Origin of the sequence: Actinoplanes derwentensis, assembly GCF_900104725.1 — a bacterium.
GTDB classification, from domain to species: domain Bacteria; phylum Actinomycetota; class Actinomycetes; order Mycobacteriales; family Micromonosporaceae; genus Actinoplanes; species Actinoplanes derwentensis.
Genome location: NZ_LT629758.1, coordinates 514991 through 530058, shown reverse-complemented (window position 1 = coordinate 530058; position 15068 = coordinate 514991). Strand labels below are relative to the sequence as shown.

12 protein-coding genes are annotated in these 15068 nt (G+C 70.4%); 3 read left to right on the top strand and 9 right to left on the bottom strand.

The genetic code is table 11. The features are described 5' to 3' along the window. The first annotated feature begins 22 nt into the window (after positions 1–22). Complete coding sequence (locus tag BLU81_RS02255) at positions 23–1450, top strand: SDR family oxidoreductase (RefSeq protein ID WP_092541146.1); 1428 nt, start codon at positions 23–25, stop codon at positions 1448–1450. Between the two features lie 104 nt (positions 1451–1554). On the opposite strand, the gene BLU81_RS02250 is transcribed toward BLU81_RS02255, so the two are convergent. The 4 genes from BLU81_RS02250 to BLU81_RS02235 form a co-directional block, all read right to left on the bottom strand. Then, the gene (locus tag BLU81_RS02250; RefSeq protein WP_157751109.1) at positions 1555–2229 is read right to left on the bottom strand and encodes a hypothetical protein; all 675 of its coding nucleotides are present in this window, start codon (positions 2227–2229) and stop codon (positions 1555–1557) included. A gap of 274 nt (positions 2230–2503) precedes the next feature. Next, positions 2504–3277 carry an SWIM zinc finger family protein gene (locus BLU81_RS02245; RefSeq protein ID WP_172890483.1) on the bottom strand — a complete coding sequence of 258 codons (774 nt, stop codon included), beginning with the start codon at positions 3275–3277 and terminating at the stop codon, positions 2504–2506. Then, complete coding sequence (locus BLU81_RS02240; RefSeq protein WP_092541140.1) at positions 3270–6260, bottom strand: DEAD/DEAH box helicase; 2991 nt, start codon at positions 6258–6260, stop codon at positions 3270–3272. The genes BLU81_RS02245 and BLU81_RS02240 overlap by 8 nt, the downstream gene beginning before the upstream one ends. A 154-nt stretch (positions 6261–6414) precedes the next feature. After that, the gene (locus tag BLU81_RS02235; protein ID WP_092541138.1) at positions 6415–6855 is read right to left on the bottom strand and encodes a DUF5990 family protein; all 441 of its coding nucleotides are present in this window, start codon (positions 6853–6855) and stop codon (positions 6415–6417) included. Positions 6856–7016: 161 nt separating this feature from the next. Here BLU81_RS02235 and BLU81_RS02230 point away from each other — a divergent pair, with 161 nt between their 5' ends. Next, positions 7017–9215 (top strand): glycoside hydrolase family 9 protein, encoded by a 2199-nt coding sequence (locus BLU81_RS02230; RefSeq protein WP_092541136.1) that lies wholly within the window; start codon positions 7017–7019, stop codon positions 9213–9215. A gap of 73 nt (positions 9216–9288) precedes the next feature. Here the strand turns inward: BLU81_RS02230 and BLU81_RS02225 are convergent, their stop codons facing one another. Beyond that, positions 9289–9639, bottom strand: a complete 351-nt coding sequence (locus BLU81_RS02225; RefSeq protein WP_231954042.1) for an STAS domain-containing protein — start codon at positions 9637–9639, stop codon at positions 9289–9291. Positions 9640–9845: 206 nt separating this feature from the next. Here BLU81_RS02225 and BLU81_RS02220 point away from each other — a divergent pair, with 206 nt between their 5' ends. Beyond that, a complete protein-coding gene (locus BLU81_RS02220) occupies positions 9846–10760 on the top strand; it encodes a S8 family serine peptidase (protein ID WP_157751107.1) in 915 nt (304 codons plus the stop codon). A gap of 199 nt (positions 10761–10959) precedes the next feature. Here BLU81_RS02220 and yidC read toward each other — a convergent pair whose 3' ends face one another. From yidC to BLU81_RS02200, 4 genes are all read right to left on the bottom strand, one after another. Beyond that, the gene (gene yidC, locus BLU81_RS02215; RefSeq protein WP_231954040.1) at positions 10960–12099 is read right to left on the bottom strand and encodes a membrane protein insertase YidC; all 1140 of its coding nucleotides are present in this window, start codon (positions 12097–12099) and stop codon (positions 10960–10962) included. 134 nt (positions 12100–12233) lie between these two features. After that, positions 12234–12512 carry a DUF6412 domain-containing protein gene (locus tag BLU81_RS02210; protein WP_231954039.1) on the bottom strand — a complete coding sequence of 93 codons (279 nt, stop codon included), beginning with the start codon at positions 12510–12512 and terminating at the stop codon, positions 12234–12236. 261 nt (positions 12513–12773) lie between these two features. Next, complete coding sequence (locus BLU81_RS02205; RefSeq protein WP_092541132.1) at positions 12774–13868, bottom strand: serine/threonine-protein kinase; 1095 nt, start codon at positions 13866–13868, stop codon at positions 12774–12776. Positions 13869–14136: 268 nt separating this feature from the next. Next, positions 14137–15048 (bottom strand): glycoside hydrolase family protein, encoded by a 912-nt coding sequence (locus BLU81_RS02200; RefSeq protein ID WP_092541130.1) that lies wholly within the window; start codon positions 15046–15048, stop codon positions 14137–14139. Positions 15049–15068 lie beyond the last annotated feature (20 nt).

Sequence of the window (15068 nt, the reverse complement as noted above, 5' to 3'; positions counted from 1 at the left end):
TCGAAAATAGGGGGATGCAGGAATGACCGGCAGTGTCGATCCGGATGCCGTGGGTGTGGACCCGGAGCGGCTCGCGGTCTGCCTCGCGGTTCTCGCCGAGGCGGAGGAGTTGCCGCCGGAGCATCCGGATGCGGTGGCGTTGCGGCGGGCGACGGCCGGCCTGTTCAAGACGGTGAAGTTGCAGCGTCGCCGGGAGCGCCGGCAGGCGGTGATCGCGCACGATCGGGCGGTGACCGAGTCGACGGCGACGGGTGCGCCGGGGCGGATCGACGACGAGACGGCCGGCATTCCGTTGAAGAGCACGATTCTGGGTGCGTCGGCGGGTGTGCTGAAGCAGGCTCGGGGTTGTTACACGTGTAAACAGCGGTTCACGGTGGTGGACGCGTTCTATCACCAGCTCTGCCCTGATTGTGCGCATCTGAACCGTTCGCGACGGGATGCCCGGACCGATCTGACCGGCCGGACCGCGCTGCTCACCGGTGGACGCGCCAAGATCGGTATGTACATCGCGTTGCGTCTGCTGCGCGACGGCGCCGATCTGACGATCACCACGCGGTTCCCGCACGACGCGGTCCGTCGTTTCTCGGCGATGCCGGACAGCGCCGACTGGCTTCACCGGCTGCGGGTCGTCGGCATCGATCTGCGAGACCCCGCGCAGGTGGTGGGCCTTGCGGAGTCCGTGGCGGCGCGTGGTCCGCTGGACATTCTGATCAACAACGCGGCCCAGACCGTACGCCGGACCGCCGGTTCCTACTCGGAACTCGTGGCGGCCGAGACGGCCCCGCTGCCGGACGGCCCGTTGCCCGCGCTGGAGTATTTCGCCGCCCAGGCCTCGATCGGCTCGTCGCCGGCGGCCGCTCTGACCGCGGCTTCCGCGCCGGGGCTGACGCCTGAGCAGGTGACGTCGATGGCGCTGACCGCCCGGTCGGTGGCGATCGACGCGGGCGGGTTGATCCCCGACGTGACATCGACGAACAGCTGGAGCGACCGGGTGCACGAGGTGGCCCCGCTGGAGCTTCTCGAAGTGCAGCTCTGCAATGTGACCGCGCCGTTCATCCTGGTCAGCCGCTTGCGGTCGGCGATGGCGGCGTCGAAGTACCCCCGGCGGTACGTGGTGAACGTGTCCGCGATGGAGGGCATCTTCGCGCGTGGCTACAAGGGTGCCGGGCATCCGCACACGAACATGGCCAAGGCCGCGCTGAACATGTTGACCCGGACCAGTTCGGACGACATGTTCGCCGACGGCATCCTGATGACCAGCGTCGACACCGGCTGGATCACCGACGAGCGCCCGCATCCGACGAAGATGCGGCTGCACGAGGAGGGTTTCCATGCCCCGCTCGATCTGGTCGACGGCGCGGCCCGGGTGTACGACCCGATCATCCGCGGTGAGCTGGGCGAGGATCTGTACGGCTGTTTCCTGAAGGATTACGCCCCGGTCGCCTGGTAGGTCCGGACGTGAAAAGGCCGCCCCTCGGCTGAGGGGCGGCCTTTTCGTTTCACTGTCGGGTCGGCCGGTGCGCGAGCTGGTCAGCCCGGGAGGCCCCGAGTGCCCTAGTTACCGGTAATGCCGGTGGCCGTGATGGCGGCCGTGACACCGGCGCTCGTCTCGTTCACGACCGGCGTCGAGTAGTCCTTGTCCTTGTAGCCGTTGTAATCGTTGTTCTTGTAGTCGTTGTTCTTGTAGCCGTTGTAGTCGTTGTTCTTGTAACCGTCGTAGTCGTTGTAGTCGCCGCCCGGGTAACCGCTGCCCGGGTGGTACGGCTTGTGCGGGTGGCGCGGGAAGTCGTAACCGACGTACGACAGGTCAGCGAACGGGTGGTTGTAGCCACCCCCGCCGACGTTGAACGGCCGTCCGTAGTGGGTCGGGCGGTAGTCCCAGCCACGGGGCCAGCCACCGTCCCACCGGTCCCAGCGCCAGTCGTTCTCCTCGACCTGCAGCACCCAGACCCGGCCCCAGTTGTTGTAGCCCCAGGCCGGGAAGCAGTCGTAGTCGGACCAGGCGCCACGCCGCTCGCCCCACCAGCCGGCCTTACGGCAGTCCCGCTCGTTGTTGTAGTAGCCGACCACGTACTGGTCGTCCCAGTCGTAGTAGGGACCACTCTTCGCGGTGGCGGTGCTGGGCGCCTGGGTGGTGGCGGGTGCGGCCTGTGCTGGAGTGATCCCGAGCATCGCACCGGCCGCCAGAGTCATGCCGGCCAGAGCCAGCATCCGCTTTGCGTTTTTCATCTCACACCTTTTCAGGACAAATCGCCATGACTCAGTTAGCTGATCACGGACCTATGAGAGGAATCCGGCAAATACTAGGAACCTGGCCGTTCGGACGACCCGACGGGTAGCCGTAAGGTCAGGTCCGCGGGCACCACGGGTGCACTCAAACCTGCCGTGACCAGGCGTTTCATGGACTTCCGAGGTCACCGATCCGCACCCGGCAGCCATTTTCTTCAGCAGTATGAAAAATCCCGCGAATCAGGTTTAAAACCAGCAATCAGGGTCTGAGGAATCACACATCCGGTGAATCCGGCAACGCCTGATAGGCGGGACGCAGGACATCGGCGATCGGGCGGCCCTCGTGGCTGAGACCGGGCGGGTCGAGCTGGTCCAGGAGCGCGTCCGGACGGGCCACCGCAGGCGCACCTTCGTCCACGCCGAACGAACCGGCACCCCAGAAGCTCACCGGATTCTCTGCCGGCTGCACCGGAGGCGGCGAAGAAGGCGACGGCGACGGCGACGGCGACGGCGAAAAAGAGGAAGAATCCACCGCTTTCGCCTCGCGGAGACGGCGCAACCGCATCAGCAACTCGTCGCGGGACCGGCCCCGCCACGTGAACACCTCGAACGGATCGCTCTCGAATGCCCGGGCCAGCGCGTAACAGGTCGCCGCCAGGTGGGCGCACGGCATCGGCCACCGCTCGCAGGAGCAGTCCAGGGCCACCTCGTCGAGGGAGAGCGGCAGCAGATTCAGCCCCTCCCCGGCGAAGACGGCTTCGACACCCGGTGGCATCCGCCCGTTGAGCAGGTCGGCGGTGAACCGGGCCTCGGCGACCAGCGTCGTCTCCACCCGGGCCCACTCGGCGGCGCCGAAGGAGCGGACCGCGATCCGGGACCGGAACGCCACCGGGTCCTCGGGGCCGCGGACCAGCGCGACGACGAGACTGCCGGAGACGGTGAGGCTGCGCACGTGCCCGGCCCGTTCGTCGCGCCGCCCGCGGGCGAACGTCGGCCCCATCCGTAGTGACTCGAACATCCCCAGGAACGCCAGCGCGAAGTCAGTCAACGATCGCCTCCGGGGACAGGGCGAACAGGTCACGCAGTTCGTTCGCGGACAGGGCGCTCAGCCAGCCCTCGCCGGAACCGACGACCCGTTCGGCGAGGACACCCTTGTCGGTCAGGACCCGGTCGATGCGTTCCTCCAGGGTGCCGAGACAGACCAGGGTATGGACGTGCACGTCACGGCGCTGGCCGATGCGGAAGGCCCGGTCGGAGGCCTGCGTCTCGGTCGCCGGGTTCCACCAGCGGTCCACGTGGACGACGTGGTTCGCGGCGGTCAGGTTGAGGCCGGTGCCGCCGGCTTTCAGCGACAACACGAAGATCCCGGGCTCCTCGGCCCGCTGGAACTCGGCGACCATGCTGTCTCGTGCCCCGCGGGCGGTGCCGCCGTGCAGGAACCGCACCGGCGCCCCGAACCGGGCCGTCAGATGCGGGGTCAGCATCGCGCCGAACCGGGCGAACTGGGTGAAGACCAGCAGACTCTCGCCCGCTCCCAGCGCGTGGTCGACGATCTCCTCGAGCCGGTCCACCTTGCCGGACCGGCCGGGCAGCGGCGAGGCGTCCTTGAGGAGCAGCGCAGGGTGCACGCACGCCTGTTTGAGTTTGGTCATCGCCGCGAGCACCAGGCCCTTGAGCCGTTTCTCGCCCGGTTCGGCGAGCCTTTCGAGCAGGTCGTCGAGGACCGCGCGGTAGAGGCTGACCTGCTCGGTCGTCATCCCGCACAGGTGCCGGACGTGCCGTTTGACCGGCAACTCGGCGGCGATGGCGTGATCCACCTTGGTGCGGCGCAGCAGGAACGGCCGGGTGGCCTGCCGCAGGCGGGCGGCCGCGTCCTCGTCGGCGTACCGCTCGATCGGTACCGCGAACCGGGCCCGGAACGTGTGCGCCGACGCCAGCACCCCCGGGTTGACGAAGTCGAGGATCGACCAGAGCTCGGACAGCCGGTTCTCGACCGGGGTGCCGGTCAGCGCGATCCGGTTGCGAGCCGGGAACCGGCGCACCGACCGGGCCGCCAGGCCGCCGCTGTTCTTGATGTGCTGGGCCTCGTCCAGCACCACCCGGTCCCAGGAGATCGCGGCGAGGGCGTCGGCGTCCCGCACCGCCGTCGCGTAGGTGGTCAGCACCAGGTCGGCACCGTCGGCCAGCCCCGCCGGATCGTCACGCCCGGCGCCGTGCAGCACCCGCACCCGCAGCGACGGCGCGAACCGCTCGGCCTCCCGCTGCCAGTTACCCAGCACCGACAGCGGGCAGATCAGCAGTGCCGGGCCCGCCCGGTGGTGCAGCAGCAGGGCCAGGAGCTGCACGGTCTTGCCGAGTCCCATGTCGTCGGCGAGGCAGGCGCCCAGTCCGAGCGAATCGAGGAACGCGAGCCAGGAGAAGCCCCGGATCTGGTACGGCCGGAGCACGCCCACGAGCCCGGGTGGTGGGGGCAGGACCTCCAGCCGCTCGTCCAGCCGCCCGGCGAGCAGGTCGGCCAGCCAGCCCTCGCCGCGTGCGTCGGTCACCGGCAGCGGCAACTCCTCAGGCGGGAGCAGCCGGGTCACCCGCAACGCGTCGCCCGCGGTCATCCGGCCGCCGCCGCGTTTCAGGAACGCCAGCCCCGCGGCGAGCCGTGCCGGGTCCAGGAACACCCAGCGCCCGCGCAGCCGGACCAGCGGAACCTTGGCTTTCGCCAGGTCGGCCAGATCGTCCTCGGTCAGGGTCCGGCCGCCGAGCGCCAGGCCCCACTGGAAGTCGACCAGCTCCCGCAGACCGACCGTGCGGTCCCGGAGCACGTGCGCGACCGGCTCCCGCCCGCGCACCTCCAGCGACAGCCCGAGGCTCGGCCGGCGCCGCCACCAGGCCGGAAGAAGCACGCCGTAGCCCGCCTCCTCCAGCAGGGCGGCGTGACTGAGGAACCGGTGCGCCCCCTCGGTGTCGAGCAGCATCTGCACCGGGCGGACCTGCCGTAGCGCCTCACCGAGGTCCGGGTAGAGCCGGGCGGCCCGGCCCAGCCCGGCGAGCAGCCGCTCCTGCGGATGCGAGGTCCACCGCCGCAGCGGTGCCGACCGGTCCCGCCACACTTCGGCGGCGGGCACCAGCACGCTGGGCTCGTCGACCGCCTGCACCAGGAACTCCAGCCGCCAGGTGTCCTCCGGCAGCGGCACCTCGGCGGGCATCACCGGCTCGTGCTCACGCGGGTCGCTGAGCCGGAAGCAGACCCGCACCTCGGACCCGCCCGCGGCCTGCTCGAACCACGTGCCGAGCCGCTCCGCCAGCTCGTCGGCGAGAGCGGGCGCGGCCTCGAACTCGGGCTCGCCGCTCAGGGCGGCCAGCCACCCGTATCCGGCGAGGGTCACGCCCGCCTCGGCCAGCCGGGTCCGGACCAGCCCGTCCACCAGGCGCTCCAGCGCGGCCCGCAGCACCGCCTCCCCGGGATGGGAGGCGGCAGCCGCGGCGGAGGTGGATTGTGCCGCGAGGCAGGCCGGTGGCATGCGGTCGAGCAGGGTGGCCTGCCGGACCGCGTCCGCCCCGACCACCACCGGTCGCCACCAGGCCACCGGCCGGGAACCGTCCAGTCGCACGCCGGGCAGCACCCGCCCGCGCCGGACCAGACTCGCCGCGAAACCGCACAGCTCCACGATCCACCCGGCCGACGGGGCGGTCCGCCCCTCGAACTCGGCCATCAGCTCCGTGTCGGCGAACGGCACACTGACCGCCGGGACCCGCCAGGCCCGCGCCTTCGGCACTCCGCGCCGCTCCGGCAGCCCCAGCTGCGGCGACGGCATCGGACCGGACGCGGTCGACGGCAGGACCACGGCGATCTCCGCCCAGGACTCCCCGGGTGGCAGCCGGTCGGCGGCCACCGCGAACGGGTGTGGCGGCGCGGCACCCCGAGCCGCCGACCGGGCGCCCACAGCTGCCCCGTCCTCGCCCCAGAGACTCAGCGCGCCGTCGGCCCTGAGCAGCCCGTGCAGCACCCGGACACCGGCGGCCACCGGATCAGTCATGGCGGCCTCCCGCGACGCGGCGCCACCGGAACTCCGGGTGGGGCTGCGGGACGAGCCGGTCGCTGAACATGTCGCCGACTCTAGGCCGCCCGTCTGACACTTTCCGCCGCGCACCGACCGGATTCCGGCCCCGCCGGCCCGGATGTAACCACTGTCACTCCAGCGTCCAGGTGATCTCCGGGGGCTTGACCCGGGCACAGCGCGGGCCACCGTCCGGGCCGGTCAGCCCGAGGCGCGCGACCAGTACACCGTCGCTCGCGGCGGCACGGAGCAGATCGCTGGGGACGTCACCGAACATCAGCTTGGCGCGGCGGAACCCGGCGAACTCCCCGGTGCTGGTGGAACCCCAGCTCAGGTAGAGGAACCGGGCTCCCGTCCGGCCGTGCACCCAGGGCCCGCCGACGTCGAGGTGGCCGTCCACCTCCCGGGAGTCGATCTCCAGTTCCCAGACGGCCCGGTCGGCGTGCACTCCGATCCGGTCCACCACGTCCTTGCGCCGTTGCACTCCCACCTCGACGCCACCGAGCCGAAGCTGCTCGGCCTGTGGCGCCCCGGTCCGTCCGGGCAGGTCGTGGCCCTCGATCCGAATCCGCATCCCGCCGACTCTAGGCCCTGTGTGGCGGATCGCGTGGGAGCGAGGCGATTCCCAGCCGGCGCCTGACGGCATCCGCGCCACACAGGGCCTGGCCTGTCAGGCTGGGGTCGTCTGCCGCCGGGCCGTTGACGCCGTAACACGCCCGCAACCAATATGTTTCCATGCATCTATGGGAGCGCTCCCGATTGATCGCCGCCATCTCCGCCGCCATCCTGCTGACCGCCGGAGCAGCCGCCCCGGCGTACGCCGACGAGGTCGAACAGGTCGTCAACGGCACTTTCGACAGTGGCACCGAACCGTTCTGGACCAACGCGGGCATGACCATCGGACTGGCCGACGGCCGCGCCTGCGTCGACGTCCCGGGCGGGACGGTGAACCGCTGGGACGCCGCGGTCGGCCAGAACGACGTCGACCTGGTCGCCGGTGAGACCTACCGGTTCAGTTTCGACGCGAGCGGTGACGCCGGGCACGTGGTCCGGGCCATCACCGGCCTCGCGGTCAGCCCGTACGACACCTATTTCGAGCAGTCCCCGATCCTCGGCGGCTGGCAGCACTACGAGTGGACGTTCACCGCGAACGCGAGCACCACCCAGGGTCAGGTCGCCTTCCAGGTCGGCGGCAGCCCCGATCCCTGGCGTTTCTGCGTCGACAACGTCTCGCTGGTGGGCGGTGTCCCGCCGGAGGTCTACGAGCCGGACACCGGGCCGCGGGTACGGGTGAACCAGGTCGCGTACCTACCGGACGGGCCCAAGGGCGCGACCGTTGTCACGTCGTACACCAGCGCCCTGCCCTGGATCTTGAACGACAAGACGGGCAGAAAGCTTGCCAGCGGGCGTACGGTTCCGCGCGGCACCGATCCGTCGTCGGGGCAGAACGTGCACACCATCGACTTCAGTGGAGTCCACCGGGCCGCGACGGGGCTGACGATCACCGCGGACGGCGAGACGTCCCGGCCCTTCGACATCGGCCGCCAGGCGTACCAGAAGCTCCGCTCTGATGCTCTGAAGCTCTATTACACCCAGCGCAGTGGCATCGCGATCCGTGACGACCTCCGGCCCGGTTATGCCCGGCCCGCCGGGCACGTCGGCGTGGCGCCGAACCAGGGCGACACCGCGGTCCCGTGCCAGCCCGGCGTCTGTGACTACACCCTGGACGTGCGCGGCGGCTGGTACGACGCCGGTGACCACGGCAAATATGTGGTGAACGGTGGCATCTCGGTGTGGGAACTGCTCGCCGAGTACGAGCACAACCGTGGCTCCCGCAAGCTGAACCTGAGCATTCCGGAGAGCGGGAACCGGGTCCCGGACATCCTCGACGAGGCCCGTTGGGAGCTGGAGTTCCTGCTCAGCATGCAGGCGCCGGGCGGCCTGGTGCACCACAAGATCCACGACCGGGCGTGGACCGGCCTGCCGTTGCTGCCGCACCTCGACCCGCAGCCGCGTGAGCTGCACCCGGTCTCCACCGCGGCGACTCTCAACCTGGCCGCCACCGCGGCGCAGGCTGCCCGGCTCTTCAAGCCGTACGACGCGGCGTTCGCGCGGCGTGCGCTGGCTGCCGCCCGCACGGCTTACGACGCGGCCCGCGCCAACCCGGCGTTGTACGCCCCGGAGTCCGACGGCGTGGGTGGTGGCGCCTACAACGACGCGAAGGTGACCGACGACTTCTACTGGGCGGCGGCCGAGTTGTACCTGACCACCGGCGAGCGGAAGTACGCGTCCGATGTGCTCGCGTCGCCCGAGCACTCCGCTGACGTGTTCGGCCCGGTCGCGTTCGACTGGGCGTCCACCGCCGCCGCCGCGAAGATCGACCTGGCGCTGGTCCCGAACCGGCTGCCCGGCCTGTCCACGGTGAAGTCCCAGCTGGTCACGGGTGCCGACAAGTACCTGGCGATCCAGCGCGAGCACCCGTACGGCGTCGCCTACGCCCCGGCGAACAACTCATGGGACTGGGGTTCCAGCAGCATCGTCGCCAACAACCTGGTGGTGATCGCCGCCGCGCACCGGCTCACCGGCCGGGCGAAGTACCGGAACGGCCTGATCACCGGCCTGGACTGGCTGTTCGGCCGCAACGCGCTGAACATCTCCTACGTCACCGGGTACGGCGAGGTCGCCGCGCAGAACCAGCACAGCCGCTGGTACGCCGCTCAGCTCGACCCGTCGCTGCCGCACCCGCCGCCCGGCACCCTGGCCGGCGGCCCGAACTCGTCGATCCAGGACCCGGTCGCGCAGAGCCTGCTCCAGGGCTGTGTCGGCCAGTTCTGCTACATCGACGACATTCAGTCCTGGTCCACCAACGAACTGACCATCAACTGGAACGCGGCACTGGCCCACCTGATCGGGTACGCCGCCGAACTCGGCTGACTCCGCGGTCAAGTTTCGGTCAACTGGTCCCTCCTAGGCTGTGCGGTGTGCTCAGCCGAGGAGGGACCGATGGTCAAGGACGGTAGGAGTTCGTGCCCGCGTCAGCCGGCAGTCCGAAGAGGGCCGCCAGGCCGGTTATCCGCAGCTGACGGTGCACGAACTCGCTCGGGTTGCGCAGCACCAGCCGGGTGCCCTGTTCCCGGGCCGACTCGTGACCGGCGACCAGCAGGGCGATCCCGATCGAGTCCATGAAGGTCACGAACATAAGGTCCACGATCATCAGCCGGGGCCGGTCGGTGTGCAGCGTGTCCTGAAAGGTCGTGCGTAAGCCGCCGACGGTCGAGACGTCGAGACTGCCGCGCACGTCGACCACCGTCGTGCCGTCGGCCTGCCGCCGCGTCGTCATCACGGCTTCGCCCATCATGTGCCCTCCGAGCCTGGCGAACGACCGTCCGCCGCGCCGTACACCCCGGTCATGTCCTCGCAGAGTCCCCCGCCGTTCGGAGGTCGGGGCGCACAACCCGTACGCCGCAAGGCTTTTGACCTCCGGAGCCCCCGAACGGGGCCCCGGCGCTCCACCCAATGGCGCATATCCATGTCCGGACGATCGATCCGTGGAGAGGGAAACCCATGCGCCGTCCTGACGTGCTCGTAGCAGTGCTGGGTCTGGCCTCGTTGTTCCTCGTGGCACCGGAGGCCTCGGCCGCCCCCGCCGCCCCACCACGGACCCCGGCGGGGACCGCGACGGTCACCCTGATCACCGGCGGCACCGTCCTCGTGACCGGAGACGACATCACCGTCCACCCGGCTCCGGGCCGCGAGGACGTCCGCTTCCGGGTCGAACGCTCCGGGGCGACCAGCCGGGTGCTCCCGGCCGATGCGCTCCCACTGCTGCGCACCGGCCGCCTCGACGAGCGCCTGCTCGACATCACCCTGCCGCTGCGCGAGGGCTACTCCGGTGGTGATCTCCCGCTGCTGATCGACTATCCGGGCCAGGCGAAGACCGCACAGACCGCGACCACGATCCCCGGTGTCCGGCTGACACGCACTCTGCCCGTCACCCGCACCCTCGCCGTCCGGGCCGACCGCACCGGCCGGGCCCGGCTCTGGTCGTCACTCACCGGCAGCACCCTGCGGTCCGCGGTCGGCAAGGTCTGGCTGGACGGGCGGAGTCACGTCGCCCTCGACGTCAGCGTTGCGCAGGTCGGTGCCCCGGCGGCCTGGCAAGCCGGATTCGACGGCACCGGCGCCACCGTCGGCGTGCTCGACACGGGCGTCGACCTGACCCACCCCGACCTGGCCGGGCGGATCGTGGCGACGAAGGATTTCACCGGCGAGGGCATCGACTACCTCTTCGGGCACGGCACCCACGTCGCCTCGATCACCGCCGGTTCCGGCGCCGCGTCCGGCGGGCGCTACCGCGGTGTCGCCCCCGGCGCGAACCTCGTCATCGGCAAGGTCTGCGACCGCCACGGCGGGTGCTTCGACTCCGACATCCTGGCCGGGATGGAGTGGGCCGCCCCACTGGCTCAGACGGTCAACTGACCAACCGCCTGGCCTGCCGCCCGCAGCCCGCCCACCCTCGCTGCTGCCCGCTGCCCGGGATGATGATCAACTCGGGCAGGTGGGGTCGCCCACGGGGTTCGCGGGACGGTCTCGGCCGGGCTGAGTGTCGGATCGTTCGTGGTCGGTAGTGTCGCGCGCTGCCGGGTCAGCGGTGCGGCTGGCCGCCACGTCGGCAGTGCTACGGAGTGCCGGGTTTGGCGGTGTTGCGGGCTGCCAGGTCGGCGGCTCGTTTGCGGTCGGCGGCTCGGCGGGCCACCACATCGGCGGCGCGTTTGCGGTCGGTGGGGCTGTGGCCGGCTGGACCTTGGCCGCTGGAGCTGTGGCTAGCAGAGCTGTGACCAGAGGAGCTGTGACCGGTGGAGTTGTGGCCGCTGGGACCGTGGCCTGTGGAATTGTGGCCGGTGGAGCTGTAGCCGGTGGGGGTGGTGGGGCGGCGGCGGTGGGGGTCGGCTGGTTTCGCGCCCACTCGCGGAGTGGTGGTGAGGGCGGGGCTGGTGGCCGGGATGGTGTTGTCCAGGGGCGGGGACGGGTAGCGACGGTGGACCCACCACTGCTGGGCCAGGGAGACCAGGTTCGTGGTGGTCCAGTAGATGATCACGCCGAGCGGGAAGATCAAGCCGGAGAAGAGCAGGGACACCGGGATGGCGTAGAGCATCAGGCGCTGGATCGTGCGCTGCTGGGGGTTCTCCGACCAGCCTGTCTTCAGGATGGACATGCGGCTGGTCAGGAACGTCGTGGTCACCATCGCGGCGATCAGGATGCCCACCACGATCTTGACCTTGATGCCGTCGGCGCCCAAGGTTGCCAGTTCGGCGTTGCCGGAGTGGAAGGCGGCGGCGATGGGGGCGGTCAGGAACTTGGCGTAGGAGGCGTCGGCGAACTGGGTCTCGGTCCAGCCGTACAGGGTGCGGCCGTTGGTGATGGACGGCTTCAAGTGGCGCAGCACGTGCAGCAGGCCGATGAAGATCGGGACCTGAAGAAGCATCGGCAGGAAGGCGCCGAACGGGCTGACCTTCTCGCGGCGGAACAACTCGGCTTGCGCGGCCTGCATCGACACCAGGTCGCCCTTGTGCCTGGCCTGCAGTTCCTTCAGTTGGGGCTGGATGCGCTGCATGGCCTGCTGCGACTTCACCTGGCGCAGGAACAACGGGAAGATCGCGGCACGAACCGTCAGCACCAGGAAGACGATGCCGAGCACCCACGCCCAGTCGGTGCCGAGACCGTGCGGGTCGCCGAGGACCCGGTCCCACAGGGCGTGCCAGAAGAGCAGAAGTGCCGAGATGCCGTGATAGACGAGGGACATGATGTCGCTGAACATGACGAGGTAACCCCCAGGGGCTGCTGAAGACTGATGAGACCTCCGCCGAAACGGCGAGGGACCATTGACGGACAGTCACCGGCGGCCGCCAGGAGCGGGCAGCTGAAGTTACGAAGAGTAAGAGATTTGCCCGCTCAGGCGACCGCGAGGACGCCCGTCGGCCCTCGGGGGCGGGTCCGCCCGGACGCGTCGGGGTCACGGTGGCGGGGCACACCGACCCGCACGGCCCGGCTGCGCAACGCGCACACGCCAGCCCGGTAGCCGCCACCCTCGACGGGGCGGACCAGTGGCATCCGGGCGAGCATCGCGATCAGCAGGACACCGACCAGGGCACCAGCCCCACCGGCAAGCTCCGGCGACCCGGCCTCGGCAAGCATGCCGGCCAGGCGAGAGAGCGCATCCCACCACTTCACGGCGCCACCGTAACACCACCAGCCCAAAGCCCCCACCACGAAGTCACCGGACCGTCAGCCGCGACCGTGTCGAGGAGGCCAGCCGATGGAGACCGGCGGTCGGGACGAGGAAGACGGTCGGTGGAGGGCGGTGAGGGACGCTTCCGCCCGGCGGTCGCGGGGTGACCTTGTGCCGGGGCGCCTCGCGCGTTGCGGCGGGGCCACGGTGAACAGCGCCGGAGGTGGAAGCGGTGCGGACTCGCTCGTACCGGAGAAAGGGTTTCAGGTTGCTCTGTGGCGTCCGACGTGGACGTCGTCCGGGGCGTACGGGACGGCGTCGGGATGGGACGAGCCGGGAGCTGCGGAAGGAAAGGGGGCGGAGGGAGAAAGGGCGGAGGAAGGCGGGGTGGGTGGAGAGGAGAGCGGCGTGGGGGACGTGACGGGGTGGGGGAAGGCGGGGGACGCGGAGGTGGGGGCGGCGGCTGCTCGTTCGGTCCACGGGGAGACGGAAGGCTGGCGGCGGGAGTCCGGGTCCAGGTCACCCAGCGGGACGTAGACGCGGGCGTCGACGGATTCGGCCAGTAGCAAGGCGGCGACCAGGGCGGTGGGGCGGTCGGCGGGGTCACGGGCCAGGCAGCGGGACACCAGGTCCATGACCTCGGGGGGCAGGTCGGCCAGCGGGGGCATCGGGTCGGGGGCGGCGAAACGCTGGGCCATCACCAGCTCGGTGTGGCTGCGGGCGGTCCACGGGAGACGGCCGGCCAGGCAGTGGTAGAGCAGGGTTCCCAGGGCGAACATGTCGGAGGCGGGGGTGGCGGGGAGGCCGTCGAAACGTTCGGGGGCGATGTAGGCGGGGGTGCCCATCACCGGGCCGTCCGGGTCGGGGTCCGGGGAGCCGATCACGGCGGCGATGCCGAAATCCAGGACCTTCGCGCCGGCGGGAGTGAGCATGATGTTGGCCGGTTTGATGTCGCGGTGCACCACGTTCTCGGCGTGGGCGGCGGCCAGGGCGGCGGCGACCTCGGCGCAGACGCGGACGCTGATGCGCCAGTCGAGGCGGCCGGCCGCCAGGTGTTCGCTCAGGGTCTGGCCTTCGACCAGTTCCATGATGATGTACGGAACCTCACTGTCCGGGCCCGGTGAGGTGCCGAAGTCGTGCACGCCGGCGACGTTGGGGTGCGCGAGCCGGGCCGCGGAACGCGCCTCGGCCCGGACCAGGTCCACACCGGGCACGCCGAGCGAACCCTCCACACCGGGGTCCATGATCTTGACGGCGACGGGGCGGTCGAGGACACGGTCATGCCCGCGCCACACCTCCGACATCCCGCCGAGTCCGATGCGGTTGATCAACCGGTACCGCCCACCCAGATTCCGCATCAGGGCCCCCTGTCTGTTGCCGGGGCACTTATACCCCTCCGGCCCGGGCACAAACGCACGTTCCCACCGAATGGACGGTGTCATTTTCTCCGGCCGGGTCCACCACAATTATCGTCCACATCGGAGGAAAGCAATTTGGGAGCGTTCCCGAAACCGAAATCTGGGAACGCTCCCGAATTCAAATGCTGGGATAAATCGAATTCAGCTGATGATTGATAAATCGATGAAACGCCACCGCGGCGCGTCACGGAGAGTCAACAGGCGGGTCTCAGAACAACTCGGTACGCAGGTCGTGCGCCCCGTCCGCACGGGTCGCCTCGTAGTACAGCCGCTGGCGGCCGCCGGGCAGCGCGACGAGGCTGAGGTAGCGCAGGCCGTGTGGCTCGTGCGGGCTGCCGACCGGCTCCCGGTCCTCGGCGGTGAGCTGCCCGAACGTACCGTCGGGCAGTCGCACACCGGAGGCGACGCCGGTCCGCTCCTCCCAGTTCTCGCCGGCCGTGGCACGGCCGTCGTAGGAGACGGTGATCCGGTCGCCGTCGACCACCACCGAGGACACCCGCACACCACGGGCGTCCCACTCCCCCGGCCGTCCGGTCAGGGCGGTGCGCACCCAGGTCCAGTGCACACCGTCGGGGCTGGTCGCGTACTCGGTGGTCATCCGGTCGGCGTCGTCCCAGGACTCCAGGGGGTGCACCGACGCCCACAGGTGCCAGCCGTGCTGGTCGTGGTGCAGCACCGGATCCTTGACACCGGACTCCGGGGAACCGGCCAGCACGGTCCGGGCCGGGGCGGTGGCCAGGCCTTCCGGGGTGTCGGCCTCGATCAGGTCGACCCGCCAGTGTTTGGTGTCGGGGGTGGCGGCGCTGACGTAGAGCCGCCACCTGCCCTCCGGGGTGCGGACCAGGGCAGGTCGCTCCAGGGACTCGGCGCCGAAGCGGTCCTTGCCGATCTCGGCGACCACGGTGAAGTCGATGCCGTCGGCGGAGCGGGCCACCACGTTGGCGATGCCGCGACCGGCACCGAGCGGGAGGCGGAGGCGGTAGACCAGGTAGACGAACCCGTCGGCGTGGACCGTGCTCGGTGCGCCGGACCAGGCTCCCGGCTCGGTGCCCGGCGGCTCCACCACCACGGTGGAGTCCTCCCATCCGGGCAGGGGCAGGGCGGTGATTCCGATGGTCAAGGCGGCTCTCCCAAGTAGGT